Source organism: Sphingopyxis macrogoltabida (assembly GCF_001314325.1).
Lineage (GTDB): Bacteria > Pseudomonadota > Alphaproteobacteria > Sphingomonadales > Sphingomonadaceae > Sphingopyxis > Sphingopyxis macrogoltabida.
This window is the reverse complement of sequence record NZ_CP009430.1, coordinates 218,757-233,026: the sequence shown is the minus strand read 5'-3', so window position 1 is coordinate 233,026 and position 14,270 is coordinate 218,757. Positions and strand designations below refer to the sequence as shown.

General features: G+C 64.1%; 13 protein-coding genes. 6 read left to right on the top strand and 7 right to left on the bottom strand.

All coding sequences use genetic code 11. The annotated features are described in order from the left end of the window. Nucleotides 1-12: 12 nt before the first annotated feature. The gene (locus LH19_RS26010) at nt 13-810 is read right to left on the bottom strand and encodes an enoyl-CoA hydratase/isomerase family protein (RefSeq protein ID WP_054734910.1); all 798 of its coding nucleotides are present in this window, start codon (nt 808-810) and stop codon (nt 13-15) included. Between the two features lie 190 nt (nt 811-1,000). On the opposite strand from LH19_RS26010, the gene LH19_RS26005 reads away from it, so the two are divergent. After that, nucleotides 1,001-1,969 carry a LysR family transcriptional regulator gene (locus LH19_RS26005; protein WP_054734906.1) on the top strand — a complete coding sequence of 323 codons (969 nt, stop codon included), beginning with the start codon at nt 1,001-1,003 and terminating at the stop codon, nt 1,967-1,969. Nucleotides 1,970-1,984: 15 nt separating this feature from the next. After that, nucleotides 1,985-2,890: an alpha/beta fold hydrolase gene (locus LH19_RS26000; protein WP_054734903.1), complete on the top strand. Its 906-nt coding sequence runs from the start codon at nt 1,985-1,987 to the stop codon at nt 2,888-2,890. Here LH19_RS26000 and LH19_RS25995 read toward each other — a convergent pair. Genes LH19_RS25995 through LH19_RS25985 form a run of 3 tightly spaced genes read right to left on the bottom strand, consistent with a single transcriptional unit; the run spans nt 2,880 to nt 5,328 of the window. Further along, entirely contained in the window at nt 2,880-3,623 is a 744-nt protein-coding gene (locus LH19_RS25995) for an SDR family oxidoreductase (protein ID WP_054734901.1), read from the bottom strand. The genes LH19_RS26000 and LH19_RS25995 overlap by 11 nt on opposite strands. 2 nt (nt 3,624-3,625) lie before the next feature. Continuing rightward, nucleotides 3,626-4,474, bottom strand: a complete 849-nt coding sequence (locus LH19_RS25990) for an SDR family oxidoreductase (RefSeq protein ID WP_054734899.1) — start codon at nt 4,472-4,474, stop codon at nt 3,626-3,628. Then, nucleotides 4,471-5,328 (bottom strand): MaoC family dehydratase, encoded by an 858-nt coding sequence (locus LH19_RS25985; protein WP_054734896.1) that lies wholly within the window; start codon nt 5,326-5,328, stop codon nt 4,471-4,473. Before LH19_RS25985 ends, LH19_RS25990 begins: the two co-directional genes overlap by 4 nt. Before the next feature lie 187 nt (nt 5,329-5,515). Here LH19_RS25985 and LH19_RS25980 point away from each other — a divergent pair, with 187 nt between their 5' ends. Further along, the gene (locus tag LH19_RS25980; RefSeq protein WP_082396418.1) at nt 5,516-6,301 is read left to right on the top strand and encodes an enoyl-CoA hydratase/isomerase family protein; all 786 of its coding nucleotides are present in this window, start codon (nt 5,516-5,518) and stop codon (nt 6,299-6,301) included. A gap of 8 nt (nt 6,302-6,309) precedes the next feature. Here LH19_RS25980 and LH19_RS25975 read toward each other — a convergent pair whose 3' ends face one another. The 3 genes from LH19_RS25975 to LH19_RS25965 are packed head-to-tail and all read right to left on the bottom strand — an operon-like array spanning nt 6,310 to nt 10,229. After that, entirely contained in the window at nt 6,310-7,446 is a 1,137-nt protein-coding gene (locus LH19_RS25975) for a thiolase family protein (protein WP_054734888.1), read from the bottom strand. Nucleotides 7,447-7,461: 15 nt separating this feature from the next. Then, a complete protein-coding gene (locus tag LH19_RS25970) occupies nt 7,462-7,896 on the bottom strand; it encodes a Zn-ribbon domain-containing OB-fold protein (protein WP_054734885.1) in 435 nt (144 codons plus the stop codon). A gap of 20 nt (nt 7,897-7,916) precedes the next feature. Further along, the gene (locus tag LH19_RS25965) at nt 7,917-10,229 is read right to left on the bottom strand and encodes an acyl-CoA dehydrogenase (protein ID WP_054734878.1); all 2,313 of its coding nucleotides are present in this window, start codon (nt 10,227-10,229) and stop codon (nt 7,917-7,919) included. A gap of 245 nt (nt 10,230-10,474) precedes the next feature. Between LH19_RS25965 and LH19_RS25960 the strand changes: the two genes are divergently transcribed. Genes LH19_RS25960 through LH19_RS25950 form a run of 3 tightly spaced genes read left to right on the top strand, consistent with a single transcriptional unit; the run spans nt 10,475 to nt 14,252 of the window. Then, a complete protein-coding gene (locus tag LH19_RS25960) occupies nt 10,475-11,662 on the top strand; it encodes an acyl-CoA dehydrogenase family protein (protein ID WP_054734877.1) in 1,188 nt (395 codons plus the stop codon). Further along, on the top strand, nt 11,659-12,738 hold the full coding sequence (locus LH19_RS25955; protein WP_054734876.1) for an acyl-CoA dehydrogenase family protein: 1,080 nt from the start codon (nt 11,659-11,661) through the stop codon (nt 12,736-12,738). Before LH19_RS25960 ends, LH19_RS25955 begins: the two co-directional genes overlap by 4 nt. Then, nucleotides 12,738-14,252 (top strand): class I adenylate-forming enzyme family protein, encoded by a 1,515-nt coding sequence (locus tag LH19_RS25950; RefSeq protein ID WP_054734875.1) that lies wholly within the window; start codon nt 12,738-12,740, stop codon nt 14,250-14,252. The genes LH19_RS25955 and LH19_RS25950 overlap by 1 nt, the downstream gene beginning before the upstream one ends. Nucleotides 14,253-14,270: the final 18 nt, after the last annotated feature.

The following is a 14,270-nucleotide window of genomic DNA, read 5'->3' as shown; positions in this document are numbered from 1 at the left end:
CGGAACGTCGGGTCAGCGTAGCCACCATTTCGCCTTCGGAGCCGTTTTGCGGTCGACGGTTGCCGTCGAAATGGGGTTCCCGATCTGGGTATATTTCAACGCATTTTCCATCGCTTCGCGGTGCGGAAGGCTGAGCGCTTCCCACATCGCGCGAACCGATCCCTCGATCGCGACCGGATGTTTTTCGGCGATCAGCGAAGCAAGGTAGCGCGCGCGCTCCCAGAGCTGGTCGGCCGGGAGCACTTCGGTAACGAGGCTGATGCGAAGCGCGGTCTCGGCGCTGATGCGTTCATGATTGCCGAGGAGTACCATGCGCTGGACCTCTGAGAGAGGCATACGCGCCATGGCTCCGACCGGTTCGCAGGCTGAGACCATGCCGAAATTGACGTGTGGATCGAAGAAGGTCGATTCCTCGCTGCAAATGATGATGTCGGCTTCGTTGAGAAAGTAAAAGGCGCCGCCGGCGCACATTCCGGACACCGCGACGATCAGCGGCTTCCATACCCTGTTGCTCTTGGCGCCCAGCGATTCGGCGGGATCGTCGAGCGACCAGGGCTTGAGCCGCGACTCGGGCGTGCGGTAGGGCGTGACGTCAGGGCCACCCTTGGTGTCGGCCCCGGTGCAAAATGCGGGGCTGGGCGCAGCGCGGAGCACAATGACGCGTACGTCTTCATCCTCTCGCAGGCGCTTCCAGATCTCGACGAATTCGTTCGTCATGTCGCGTGTGAAGCTGTTGTATGCCTCGGGACGATTGAGAGTAATCGTCGCAATATGATCGGCGATATCCAGCAATATAGTTTTATAGGCCATTCGTCTCTCACTCCCGGTTTTGCCGCGATCTTGCCGCATATCCTCGCAACTTCACAAAGACGAATATCACATCGCTGCACTCCAATCTCGCATAGGATACGCTTCTGCGATTGAACGGAGGTTGAGTTTTGTGTAAGACCGTCACAAATAGAGGACCCGATAACAGGGAATCATGTGGAGAGGTGAACGGATGTCCAATCTCGATCGTTTGATCCGCTTCTCGGTCGTTGCCGAGGAAATGTCGTTCAGCAAGGCCGCGCGGCGTCTCAACGTCGACCAGCCCTGGCTGTCGCGGCAGATTCAGCAGCTCGAGGCCCAGATGGGCTTTCCCCTTTTCGTGCGAAGCACGCGGCGGGTCAGCCTGACCGACGAGGGCGAGGCGCTTTTCGCCTCGGCGCACGAGCTTGCGGAAGCCGCCGAGCAATGCCGCCAGTCTTCGCGCGACCTGATGCGCATGCACAGTCAGACGCTCGTCCTTGGCGTCAATCCCTATACCTTCTGGGTTCCCGCGCGGAAGCTCGCGATCGAGACCTTTCAGGCCCGACACCCGCGCGTGACGATCGATATCGTCAGCAATTACAGCGCGCGGCTGATATCGAAATTGCAGAAACGGCTGATCGACGTCGCGCTTGTCGGGCAGCCCTGCGAATTTCCCGGGCTGGAAACGCTGATTCTCTATTCGAGCCCCGTGAGCCTGCTGGTCCCGCCGGGCGATCCGCTCGCCGGCCTCGGCAAGGTGCCGATGAGCGCGCTCGCGGGCCGCGAGATTCCGGTCACCAACCCCAAGCTCAATCCCGAGCGATGGGACATGCTCTACAAACCCTTTTTCGAAGCCGGCGCGCACCCGATGATCGTCAGTGAGGGCGAAACCGCGGTTCCATTCTACGCACGCGACCGGGCGTTGCCGGTGCTGACGGTCGGCTGGCCGCACAGCGAGCAGGGCGCACTCGCGGATTTCGTCCATCTCGATATCGAGGGCGACGTACCGGTCGCGAAATATGCATTGGTGCGCCGCGAGGAACCCGCGCGGGGTCTGCTCGATCATTTCTGGCAGACGGCGGAGCGCGTCGCGGCGGAATTCGCGGTGCAGCAGCTCCCCCTTGCGAAGCCTGTCGACAGATCGGTAGACCTCGCTCTGCAACATGCCCTGGTAGCATGAAGATCGGCCGAGGCATTGCTCGCATATCCCGATAGTCCCGTTCTCGATATCGAGGGTCCCGACTGGTTTGCATCCGCGCTCGCGATGGAGCCCGAACGCGGCACGTGCGAAGTGCTGGGTGTGGCGATCGAAACGCTCACCTGGGGCGAGCGGGGCAAGCCCGGACTCCTCTTCCTGCACGGCAATGGTGGTCATGCCGAATGGTGGCGTTTCATTGCGCCTTTTTTCGCTGCCGACTGGCGCGTCGGCGCCATTTCCTGGTCGGGCATGGGGCGATCGGAATGGCGGACGGACTATCCGCCCGAAGTGCATCTGGCCGAGCTGCTAGCCGGGGCCGAGGCGACAGGGTTATTCGAGGGCCCGGGACGGCCGTCGATCGTGGCCCACTCCTTCGGGAGCGCGATCGCACTGAAAGTGGCCGCAAGCCCTGATGGCGCGCGCTTCGAGCGGCTGATCGTCGCCGACAATGGCGCCCGTCCGCCGCGCGAGGATGCATTCGAAAATCGGAAGCCGTGGAACAATCCGGGCTATGTCAGTCTCGATGAGGGCGCGGCGCGATTCCGTTTGCGGCCCGAACAGCGGTGCGACAATGATTATCTCCTGGCCTTCATCGCCCGGCGTTCGCTGGAGCGGCGCGACGGCCGCTGGCATTGGTGTTTCGACCCCGACGCCGACCGCAGCCGCGGCGTCCCTTTTACCGGCCACTCGGGCGAGGTGATCGCGGCGGCGCGATGTCCGCTCGATTTCCTGTGGGGCGACCGCTCTTCGCTGGTTCCGGACGAGGTGATGGCAGCGACGCGTTCGGTCGCACCGCCCGGAACACGCTTTGTGACGCTTCCCGATGCCGGGCACCATCTGATGCTCGACCAGCCGCTCGGCTTTGTCGCTGCAGTCCGCGCGCTTCTCGAGCCTAGGGGCTGAGCATGCGCTTGCGCGGCGCCGTGAACGGCGGCCCGCCGAGCGAATGGCGCAGATTCTCCCCGCCGTCGATCGTCACCGTCGTCCCGGAAAAATAGACGCCATAGGCCGAGCAGAAGTAGAGAGCCGCCGCGACGACATCCTCGACTGTCCCGAGCTGTCCGAGCGGGACTGTGTCGCCGGCGGCAATGCCGCGCTGCCTGGCCAGTTCGAAAGCCGGGTCTGCGCGTCCTTCGATCATGCCGGTCGCAATGACGTTGCACCGTATCGCATCCTCTGCCCATTCGACTGCAAGGCTGCGCGCGAAATTCTGGAGCGCCGCCGATGCCGCGGCCGTCACCGACGAACCCGGCAGGCCAAGTTCGGCAGCTTCGATCAGCATGAGGATCGAACCACCACTCCGCGCGAGTTGCCGGCGCCGCGCGAACTCGGTAGAATAATCGAAAGCCGTGTCGAACAGGCGGCTCATCATGCGCTGCGCTTGCACCAGCGGAATTTCCTCGGCTGGTATGAGCGTCTTCTGCCAGTGACAGTTCACCAATATGTCGACGGGACGACCGATCCGGTTGAAGCTCGCGCTCGCGCGCTCACCTTCGGCGGCGACGAAGACATCACCGCCGAGCTCGGCAAACGCCGCCGCCAGGCCGCGCGAAACCGGATCGGCGCCGTCGGTCAGCAGGATCACCTTTCCGGCAAAGCTTTCGTCCGGGACGGGATAGGCGCGGGATACGGTCATGGTCATCCCATCCACAGGTTTTCGCGCTCATAGGGCGAGACGAATTCGGGCTTCAGCACATCGCGGCGCAACCAGTCGCCGCCGTCGAGCACCAGGTTCGTTCCCGTGATGTGGCGGGCAAAGGGCGAGCACAGGAATGCCGCGGCGCGGCCGATTTCCTGCGCGCGCAATGGGCGCCGTGCGGGGATGGTTTTCGCTCTTGGTCCTTCGGTTCCGGGGTCGAAACCCGGAATGCCGGCATGCGGATAATTGCCGATCACCAGGCCGTTGACACGAACGCCGTGCCGCGCCCACTCGGCCGCGAGCGTCAGCGTCAGGTTCATCTGACCCGCCTTCGCCGCGGCCGAATGCGCGTCTCCCGGCAGGCCGAGCCAGACATAGCTCGCCAGATTGTTGACGATCGCGCCGGGCCGGCCGTCCAGCCGGCGAAAAAATTCCTGGCTGCAGAAAAATGTCCCGTCCAGCGCGATCCGGGTGACCGCATGCCAGGCATTCGGGCTGATGCGTTCGGCGAGCAGCGGAAAGTTCGCGCCCGCATTGTTCGCGAGAAACGATACCGGGCCGGCCGTCTGTTCGATCCGTTCGAACGCGTTGCGCACCATTTCGGGCTGCCGCACGTTGAGGGCAACGGGCAGGGCGGAGAGCCCTTCATCGCCCAATCGCCCGGCCACCTGCGTCAATCGGTCGATGTCGCGGCCGGCGATGGCGACGGTTGCCCCGCATCGCGCGAAGGCTTCGGCCATAGCCAGGCCGGTTCCGCTGCCGCCGCCCGTTACCAGCGCGATCTGGCCGGCAAATATATCCGCCGGCAGCATTGGATCGGTCGCGGCGGGCGGCTCGGCGAAACTCATGCGCTGCGCAGTTCGGCGCGCCCGTTTTTGAGGACCGTTACGCCGCGTTCGGGAACATGGGCTTCGAAGGAAATGATATCGCCGTCACGCCACAGGTCGACGACAAGCGTATCGCCGGGGAAGACGGGTGCCGAAAAGCGCGCGGCAAGGCTCGCGAGCTGCTCGGGGCTCCACCCGGTGAAGGCCTCGACCACCGCGCGGCAAGCGATGCCATAGGTGCAAAGCCCATGGAGGATTGGGCGATCAAACCCCGCGCGTTTCGCCGCGTCGGGATCGATGTGCAGCGGGTTCATGTCGCCGCTCAGCCGGTAGACTAGCGCGAGATCGGGTCGGGTCGGATAGGTTAGGCTTAGGTCGGGCGCGCGGTCGGGTACCTTGTGGGGGTCGGGTGCGCCTTCGCCCGGCGCGCCGCAGTGGCCGTCGGCGCGGGCAAAGGAGGTCACGCGCACGGTCGCCAGCAATTCGCCCGTCGCGCTGTCGCGCAGGGCGGTTTCGGTGACGCACACCGCGCCCTTGTCGCCCTTGTCATAGATGGCGACGACATGGCCTTCGCCAGTGATTTCGCCCTCGGGCGGGATCGGCCTGTGCCAGACGATCGCTTGCTCGCCGTGCACCGAATACCGATAATCGAAACCCAGCTGGGCCACCGTGACGCCGAGCCCCCGGGTCAGCACGGCAGCGAGGGTCGGCATCACCTTCTGATCGACTTCGTGAACAAAGGGCAATTCGTTCCGATCGAGCGGATCCGACGCCATGCCGAGACCGAGCGCATAAAGAATGGCATCGGTCGCCTTCCAGGACTTTTGTCCGCCCGAGCTCTTTTCTTGCAGCACCGCGGGATATTGGATCGGCATATCGGCCTCCTGCCTGTGTGGTTTGTGATGACCTTTCATTATCGCTATCGGGGCAGAGGCAAGCCGTCCAGCGACGGTTCGCCGGCAAATATGCCAATCCGGGCAGCGCTGTGGTCGAACAGGCACTAAAGCTGCGCGCCACTTTGCTGTCTAGTCGCGTGTACAGAGCAGAGGGAGGAAAGCCGGGGTGGTGCTGAATATCAGACGGGAAGGGCGCGTTGCGGTGCTGGAGCTCAACCGGCCGGACCGTCTCAATGCGCTGACCGGCGAACTTCACGATGCCCTGAACTACGCGGTCGCCGATGCGGCGCGCGACGATGGCGTGGGATGCGTGGTCGTGACCGGGGCGGGTCGCGCCTTTTGCGCCGGCGGCGACACCCAGTCGGGCGGACGCCGCGAGACCGGACCACGAAGCCAGGAACAGCGCGTCGACGCGATGGTGCACCATGCCGAGACGGTGAAATTGCTCCACATGATGCCGAAACCGACGCTCGCCATCGTCAATGGCGCTGCTGCGGGCGCGGGGCTTGCGCTTGCGCTTGCGTGCGACATGCGGATCGCCGCTGCCGATGCGATAATGACCACCGCTTATGTCAGGCTCGCGCTTTCGGGCGACTTCGGTTGCACCTATTTCCTGACGCGGCTGGTGGGGCCCGCCATCGCCAGCGAACTGCTGTTCCTGAGTGAAAAGATCCAGATGGACCGGGCGATACAGCTGGGCCTGGTCAATCGGATCGTTCCCTCCGATGATCTGCTGGCTGAGGGAATGTGTATGGCGCACGCGCTTGCCGCGATGCCGCCGGTGACGCTGCGCCTGATGAAGCGCAATATCGCGGCCGCCTTCGGCGCGGGGTTCGACGAGATGATCGAACGCGAGGCTGCCGCAATGGTCCGCTGCACGAAGACGCAGGACGCCAGGGAGGCGCTGGCCGCGCGCCGCGAACGGCGTCCCGCGGTCTTCGTGGGCTATTGATCGGACGCCTACGCCTTTTCGAGAATATGGACCGCAGAGCAGGTTCCCAGCCCGACGACATGAGCGAGGCCCATCCGCGCGCCTTCGACCTGCCGCTCGCCCGCCTGACGCCGCAGATGCAGGCTTAGCTCATAGAGATTGGCGACCCCGGTCGCGCCGATCGGATGTCCCTTGGACAGGAGGCCGCCCGAGACGTTGACGGGAATACGCCCGCCGAGCGCGGTGGCGCCGCTGTCGATCATGTCATTGGCTTCGCCCGCTCCGCACAGCTGCAGATTTTCATAGTGGAGCAACTCGGCCGTGGCGAAGCAGTCGTGCAGTTCGACAAGGTCGAGATCCTTGGCCTCGATGCCGGCCATTTCATAAGCGCGCTGCGCAGCGATCTGCGTTGCGCTATTGATATCGGGCATCTGCGGGTTGCGCTGTTGCCAGGGATCCGACGCGAGCGCCGACGCACGGATCCGGATTGCGCGGTCCATCAGGCCGAGTTCGCGAACCTTCTTTTCGGACATCAAAATCACGGCAGCCGCCCCGTCGACGTTGATCGAGCACATCAGTTTGGTGTTGGGATAGGCGATCATCTCGGCTTCCATCACCATCTCGAGCGGGGTTTCCTTGCGCAGCACGGCCTTCGGATTCATCGTCGCATGATGGTGGTTCTTGACCGAGACCTTGGCGAACTGCGCAAAGCTGGTCCCATATTTGGCGGCATATTCGCGGCCGGCCTCCGCGAAGGTCGCGGGCATCGAGGTCGATCCCATCAGCCCCTCGATCGGGATCGAGGCCTGCCGCGCGGAACCGAGCATGCCCATTCCGGTCATCTGCTCGACGCCGACCGCCAATGCGATATCATAATCGCCCGTCCGTACCGCCATCCACGCCTCGCGGACGGCCGTGGCTCCGGTGGCGCAGGCGTTGGACACGTTGGCAACCGGGATTCCGGTCTGACCGATCTGCTGGAAAATCTTCTGGCCGACCATCGTCTGGAAGACACAGCCGCAATAGGCGGTCTGGACGTCGTGAACGGTGATCCCGGCATCGTCGAGCGCGCCGAGAACCGCTTCGGCGCCAAGCGAGGCGGGCGTCCGATGCGGATAGCGTCCGAAGGGGATCATTTCGATCCCGGTGATATAGACATCGCTCATTGAATTGACCTTTCGTCAGTCGGCCGCAAGCGGCTCGAAAAAATGGCTGATATAGGCGTTTCCGTCGGCATCGCGGCGGCCGAGCGCATCGTCGAAGACGATCCGGACGCGCATCGCACCGTCGATCCGGTCCGCGTCAAAAGGGACGCCGCGCAGATTACCCTTTAGCGACGGGCCATCGTCGATATCGACGACGGCCGAAATGAACGGGACGGCGGTGCCCGGAAAGCTGCGATGGACGATCGAGTAGCTGTGCAGCGTACCTTCATATTTCGGCTCATGCGCATCGAAGCCCCCGCGAGACCCACAGCGCGCGCAGGCGAGTCGTTCGGGTTCGAGGAACATCGTGCCGCAGGATTTGCATTTGAGAAAGGACAGGCGCGGCTCCGGCCCGTCGAGATGGATATAGGAGGCCGCGGGGAGCGGCGGAGAGGCGGGCGTGTCGGTCATGTCAAAGCTCCATTTGCCAATTAGGTGGCACTTGCCGGGCGAAGATTGCCAAGCGTGTCGGTGGTCCGGGGGGCGGGGGTTTCGTCGTCGGCCCAAGGATCGCGCGGCATGCCAAGCACGCGTTCGGCGAGCTTGTTGCGATGGATCTCACTCGTTCCGCCGCCGATCGTCGACGCACGCGTCGAAAGCCAGGCGCGCGTCCAGCGCGTTTCTTCCAGCCCGGCCGCGCCTTGGGCATCGACCATCAGTTCGAACAATTCCTTCTCATTCTCTTGCCCGACGAGCTTCGAGATCGAGCCCTCGGCGCCGGGATTGTCACCCGCGGTGAAGCGCGCCACGTTGCGCAGACCGTGCAGCTTGACGATCTGGGTCGTGGCCCAGGCGTCGGCGAAGCGTGCGCGCAGGTCGTGGTCGATCCCGTGCTGCGCCTCGCGCCCGGCAATCGTACGCGCTATTCGCGCGACCGTTTCGGCCTGCGCCGCCTGCGAGCCGAGAAAATTGGTGAGATGTTCGCCGACCATCGTCGTGCGATTGATCCGCCAGCCGTCGTTCATCGGTCCGACGATATTTTCCAGCGGCACGCGCACATTGTCGAAGAACACTTCGTTGAAATGATAATCGCCGTTGTTCCGGCGAATGGGGCGCACCTCGAGCCCATCGCTGTCCATCGGGATCAGAACCACGCTGATGCCCGCATGCTTGGGATGCAGCGGGCCGGTGCGGATCAGCGCGTACATCCAGTCGGCCATCTGCGCCTGGCTCGTCCAGATCTTGTGGCCGTTGATGACCAGCTCGTCGCCATCGACCTCGCCGCGCGTCCGCAGCGATGCAAGATCGGACCCGGCGCCGCGTTCGGAAAATCCGCCCGCCCACAGGATGTCGGCGCGCCTTGTCGGGGCAAGCAGCTGCTTTTGCCTTTCGGACCCGTGCGCGATCAGCGTCGGACCAACAAGCATCAGGCCGCGATTTCCCGGGAGCGGCGGCAGGCCGCGCCGCGTCATTTCGGCATAATAGAGAACTTGCTGGGTGAAGCTTGCCTCGCGGCCCCCCGCCGTCTTCGACCAGTGCAGGGCCGCCCAGCCGGCATCGGCCAGTTCGCCTTGCCAGGCTCTGCGTTCGGCCATTCCCGCTCGCTTGAGAGCTTTGGCCCGCTCGACGGTCACATTCTCGTCGAGCCACGCGCGAAAGGGCTCGATGAATGCCTCGTCTTCGCCCGACGGGATGAAACCGAGGTCCATACCGGCAAACTGGTCCGCGCGCGATCGCGCCCCCGAATTTGCTGCCTGCAGCGCATTCTCTCCCAGCAGGCGCAAATTCTGCGTGAAGCTGCCCAGCGTCAGGTTGCAATGTTTCGCGCGGCGCATCAGCAGATGAAGATCATGTTCCCATGTGCAGCCGATCGCCCCGTGCATCTGCACCGCCTCACCCGTCACCCACATCGCGGCGCGGTTCGCCTGGGCTTTTGCAAGCCGGGCTGCATCGGGGTCGGGGACGCCGTCGTTGATCGACCGGACGGCCCCCCACAGCGCCGACCGCGCGCCTTCGACGGCGATCAGGCAATCGGCGAGCTTTTGCTTCACCGCCTGAAAACGCCCGATCGGCTGGCCGAATTGCTCGCGCTGCAACGCATAGTCGCGCGTCATGTCGAGCGCGGCTTGGGCAACGCCGAGCGCTTCGGCGGCGATCAGCGTCTGCACGATCGACATCAGGCGCCGGATCGGGAAATCCGAAACGCCTTTGGCGGGCGCACCGTCGAACTCGACTCGCGCCAGCCGACGCGTCGGGTCGAGGCTGGGAATCTCGGTTCGCGTAACTCCGCCGAGCGAAAGATCGACGCTCCACCAGCGGCCGCTTGCGGGAACGAGCACCACTTCGATCGCCGCGCCGTCGACCATATCGGGGATGATTCCGCTGATCAGGCAGTCATCGCCGGAATCGCCCGGCACGAGGGAGAGCGCTACGGCAGGCCCTTCCGCCGCCGACAGCCCGGCGCCGACAACGATCTCGCCGGCCGCCAGCGCCTGTCCAAGTCGGGTCGCATGTGGCGTCGCCGACGATCCCAGAATATGGGCCGCGGCAAAGGCCGTCGTGATCGGGATCGGCGCGACGATCCGCCCAAGCGCCTCGGCTGCGATGACTTCTTCGGCAAGGCTCATGTCGACGCCGCCGTGGGTGCCGGGAAGCGTGATGCCGAGGAACCCGAGTTCCGCGAGGTTGGACCAAAGCGCGCCGTCGATCGGCGGGCCGCCTTCGGCCGCATGACGGGCCGCGTCGCGCGTGCTGAGCAGGCGGCCCAGTATGTGGCTGATCTCTTCTTGATCGGGCGTGAGCATCAAATTTCCTAGCGAAGCCGCAAATATGTCCGCAGCGTTGTCGAAGCTTCGGGGCCGCGTCCAAGATGAAGTCGCCGACCGGCATGACCCGAATGACATAAAAGGAAATCAGACAGCGATTGCGCCCGGAAATGGCCTGTTCGTCAGCTTGATGGGAAAACGGCAGATGCGGCGGCGCGATAGACATTGGTCCGCGCCACCGACTCTCGGCCATCGTCCGGAGCATAATGAGGGCCCGCGTCCAGATGCAGATTGAATTCACCCGACAGGAACAGGCGTTTCGTAGCGAAGTTCGCAGCTGGCTGCGGGCGAATGTGCCCGCAGGCGAGCGGCCGATCCATAGCGACCGCAACTTGGATATTCGCGAGTTCGACCTCGAATGGCAGCGCAAGCAGTTCGACGCGGGCTGGGCGGGGATTTCGTGGCCGAGCGAATATGGCGGCCGCGGAGCGAGCCTGATCGAGCAGCTTATCTGGCACGAGGAATATGCCCGCGCCGGGGCGCCGCGGGCTGGATCCTGCTTCGTCGGTCTCAGTCACGCCGGGCCGACGCTCATCGCCCGCGGCACGCCTGAACAACAGGCCTTTCACCTGCCGCGAATCCTTCGCGGCGAAACGATCTGGTGTCAGGGGTTTTCGGAGCCGGGCGCGGGGTCGGACCTCGCGGCGCTGAGCACCCGTGCCGAGATCGATGGTGATCATCTCGTCGTCAACGGCTCGAAAATCTGGACCAGCTATGCATCGGTTGCCGATTATCAGGAGCTTTTATGCCGGACCGAAGCGGGCGGGCGGAAGCATGGCGGGATCAGCTGGGTCATCTGCCCGATGGATACGCCGGGGATCGAACTGCGCCCGATCCTCACGATGGTCGGGCCGAACGATTTCCACTTCTGTCAGGTATTTTACAACGACGTCCGCATCCCGCTCGCCAATGTCGTCGGCCAGATCAACGACGGCTGGAGCGTCGCCAACGCGACGCTGGGTTTCGAGCGCGGTACCGGATTCGTCGCCGACCAGATCCAGAACAGCGAGCTGGTCGAAAGGCTGATCGCGATGGCGCGGGAGCGACGCGGCCTCGACGGCCTGTCCGCCGCGATCGATGATGGAGATTTCGCGTCGCGCCTTGCTATGTCGCGGGCCGAAATGGCGGGCGTCCGGGCCATGACCTATGCCACCGTCTCGCGCGCGGCGAACGCGAATCCGGGGCCCGAAGGCTCGCTGGTGAAACTGTTCTTCTCGGAAGCATCCCAGCGGCTGCGCCGGCTCGGGGTCGACCTGCTCGGTCCGGAAGCGCTCGAGCTATCGTCGGACGCTGGCCTCACGACGCCTTATTTGCGGTCCCACGCGGCGTCGATCGGCGGCGGCACATCCGACGTGCAACGTAACATCGTCGCCGAGCGCGTGCTGGGTTTGCCGCGAGGGCCGCGGCCATGATCGACATGGAGATGTCTTCGGAACAACAGCAGATCGTCGATTCGATCCGCTCCTTTCTGACCGACGTTCTGCCCTATGAGCGTTTCGTGCCGCGTCCGACGCCGGTCCCGAATCAGGATTGCGCGCAATTCGCGAAACTGGGCGCGCTTGGCGTTTTCGGGCTGGGCCTTGCCGAAGCGGATGGCGGCGTGGGCTATTCGATGGTCGAAGAGGTGCTTGTTGCACGTGAGCTCGGCCGGTTCCTCGTTTCCCCCACCGCGATCGCCACGATGATCGGCGTCCATGTCGCGCAGGCGGCGGGCGACCCGGAGCTTGCGAGACGGCTGATGCAGGGCGACACGCCGGTAGCCCCCGCACTCGCTTTCAATGCAGCCAAGAATCACTTTGCCGGCGAATATCATCTTGTCGACGGTGATCGCGCCGAATGGGCACTTGCGTGGAGCGAAGCCGGCGTTGCTCTCGTGGGCGTCGATGACTGGTCGGACCTGAAGACCGTGGCTTCGATCGACAGCACGCTTTGGCTCGCGCGCGTTCGGTTCAACACTCTCATGCCCGACTTGCGCGTTGCGGCGGCCAAAGGCCTGTGGCGCCGCGCCCAATTGCTGGTTTGCGCCTATCTGACGGGCCTCGCTGAAGCCGCGCTCGACGATTCGGTCGAATATGCGAAGGTGCGCGAGCAATTTCAGCAGCCCATTGGCGGGTTCCAGGCGATCAAGCACCGCTGCGCGGATATGCTCGCCCGTTCGTCGATCGCGTGGAACAGCACGATTTTTGCCGCGCTGACGGATGTTGCGGAAGGACCGGATGCCGATTTCCAGGTCATCGCCGCGAAACTGCTGGCCAGCGACGCGGCGTTCAGAAACGCCGCGATCAATATCCAGAATCACGGCGCCTATGGTTTCACCGGCGAGCATCACGCCCATCTCTTTGTGAAGCGCGCGCATATGCTCGACCGCTTCGGCGGCGATGCGACCTATCAGAAACAGCGCATGCTCGCGGCGAAGCCGCCGTCGCAGGAAGGCGGTCCTGTCATGGTCGGTCAGCGAGCCTGGACAAAACAGGAAGGGAATATCTAATGACGACCATCGCGGATCAGATCGCGGCCCATTTCGCGAGCTTGCCGACGCTCGAGCCCGACAGCATCGCCGTGCGCTATGGAGACACGCGGACGAGCTGGGGCCAGCTGGGGCAGGTGGGTGACGGCATCCTTGCGAGCCTCAACACCGCGGGTGTGCCCAAAGGGTCCTCGATCGGCTGGATCGCCCGCAACGACCCCGCACTACTCGGGGCGCTGATCGGCCTGATCAAGGGCGGGTACACGGTATCGCCAGTCAATCCGCATCAGCCGGTGGCGAAGATCGCCGAGCAGTTGCGGGCGCTCCAGATGGCAGCCAGCGTCGGCGTGGCGCAGGATTTCCATCCCGAAGTGCGCGAAGCCCTTGCCGATACCGGCGGAGTCGGGGTGGTGATCGACGCGCATGCGACGCCTGCTGCGCAGCTGCTGGGAGCCGGTGATGTGGTTGGCCCGGGACCGTTCCGAATACTCGATGATGCGATCGTCGAGCGTCTGACCAGCGGGACGACGGGCGAGCCCAAGCGCATTCAGGTGCCGGCAGCAACCTTTCAAAAGGCGCTGGAACTCGGCGCCCGCTCGGAAAAGGACAAGCAGGCCGAACCTCTCAAGGTCAAACGCTCGCCGGGCATTTTGCTGACGACATTTTCGCATTCGGGGGGGCTCTGGGGCGCGCTTCTGGCGCTCAACCAGGCGCGTCCGGTCGAACTGTTCGACAAGTTCGACGTCCAGCGCTGGGCCGATGCGGTCGAGCGCGGCCAGGTCAAGGCCGCGAATCTGGTGCCGTCGATGATCACGATGGTCCTCGAGCAGGGCGTTGCGCCCGAAAAGATCAAGAGCCTGCTCGTCATTCGCGCGGGAACCGCACCGCTCGACCCCGAAACGCAGCGTTTGTTCGAGGAGACGTATGGGATTCCGGTCCTGACCGAATATAGCGCTTCCGAATTCATGGGCGGCATCGCCGGATGGTCGCTCGCAGACCACAAGGCCTATGGCGAGTCCAAGCGCGGCGCCGCGGGTACGCTGCGCCCCGACATGCAGGTCAAGATCACCGACGTCGCGACGGGCGAAGAACTGGAGCGCGGCCAGATCGGCATTCTCAACCTCAAATCGCCGCGCATCGGTCCCGATTTTATCAGGACCACAGATCTTGCATCGTTCGACACCGACGATTTTCTGTGGATTCACGGCCGGGCCGACGAAGCGATCAACCGCGGCGGGTTCAAGATCCTGCCTGAGAAGGTCGCCGAGACGCTGCGGCTGCACGAGGCTGTGCGCGAGGCCGGCATCCTCGCGGCCAAAGATAGCCGACTTGGTCAAGTGCCGATCGCGGTGGTCGAGATTGTCGATGGGGCCCGGACAAGCGAGCAGGAGCTCAAGGATTTCGTCCGCTCGCAAATGCCGGCCTATATGGTTCCGACCGCGATCGAACTGGTCGATGCCTTACCGCGAACGCTCTCGATGAAGGTCGACCGGCCCGCACTACGCGCACTCTTCAAGGATAAATATCAGTTCTAGCCGCCCGGAAAACGGACG

What these genes read in the sequence shown, in the direction of transcription:
- LH19_RS26010 (WP_054734910.1), bottom strand. Translation starts at nt 810, where the DNA reads ATGGCCTATAAAACTATATTGCTGGATATCGCCGATCATATTGCGACG.
- LH19_RS25985 (WP_054734896.1), bottom strand. Translation starts at nt 5,328, where the DNA reads ATGCCGATCCAATATCCCGCGGTGCTGCAAGAAAAGAGCTCGGGCGGA.
- LH19_RS25970 (WP_054734885.1), bottom strand. Translation starts at nt 7,896, where the DNA reads ATGACCGACACGCCCGCCTCTCCGCCGCTCCCCGCGGCCTCCTATATC.
- LH19_RS25965 (WP_054734878.1), bottom strand. Translation starts at nt 10,229, where the DNA reads ATGCTCACGCCCGATCAAGAAGAGATCAGCCACATACTGGGCCGCCTG.
- LH19_RS25990 (WP_054734899.1), bottom strand. Translation starts at nt 4,474, where the DNA reads ATGAGTTTCGCCGAGCCGCCCGCCGCGACCGATCCAATGCTGCCGGCG.
- LH19_RS25950 (WP_054734875.1), top strand. Translation starts at nt 12,738, where the DNA reads ATGACGACCATCGCGGATCAGATCGCGGCCCATTTCGCGAGCTTGCCG.
- LH19_RS25960 (WP_054734877.1), top strand. Translation starts at nt 10,475, where the DNA reads ATGCAGATTGAATTCACCCGACAGGAACAGGCGTTTCGTAGCGAAGTT.
- LH19_RS25955 (WP_054734876.1), top strand. Translation starts at nt 11,659, where the DNA reads ATGATCGACATGGAGATGTCTTCGGAACAACAGCAGATCGTCGATTCG.
- LH19_RS26005 (WP_054734906.1), top strand. Translation starts at nt 1,001, where the DNA reads ATGTCCAATCTCGATCGTTTGATCCGCTTCTCGGTCGTTGCCGAGGAA.
- LH19_RS25975 (WP_054734888.1), bottom strand. Translation starts at nt 7,446, where the DNA reads ATGAGCGATGTCTATATCACCGGGATCGAAATGATCCCCTTCGGACGC.
- LH19_RS25995 (WP_054734901.1), bottom strand. Translation starts at nt 3,623, where the DNA reads ATGACCGTATCCCGCGCCTATCCCGTCCCGGACGAAAGCTTTGCCGGA.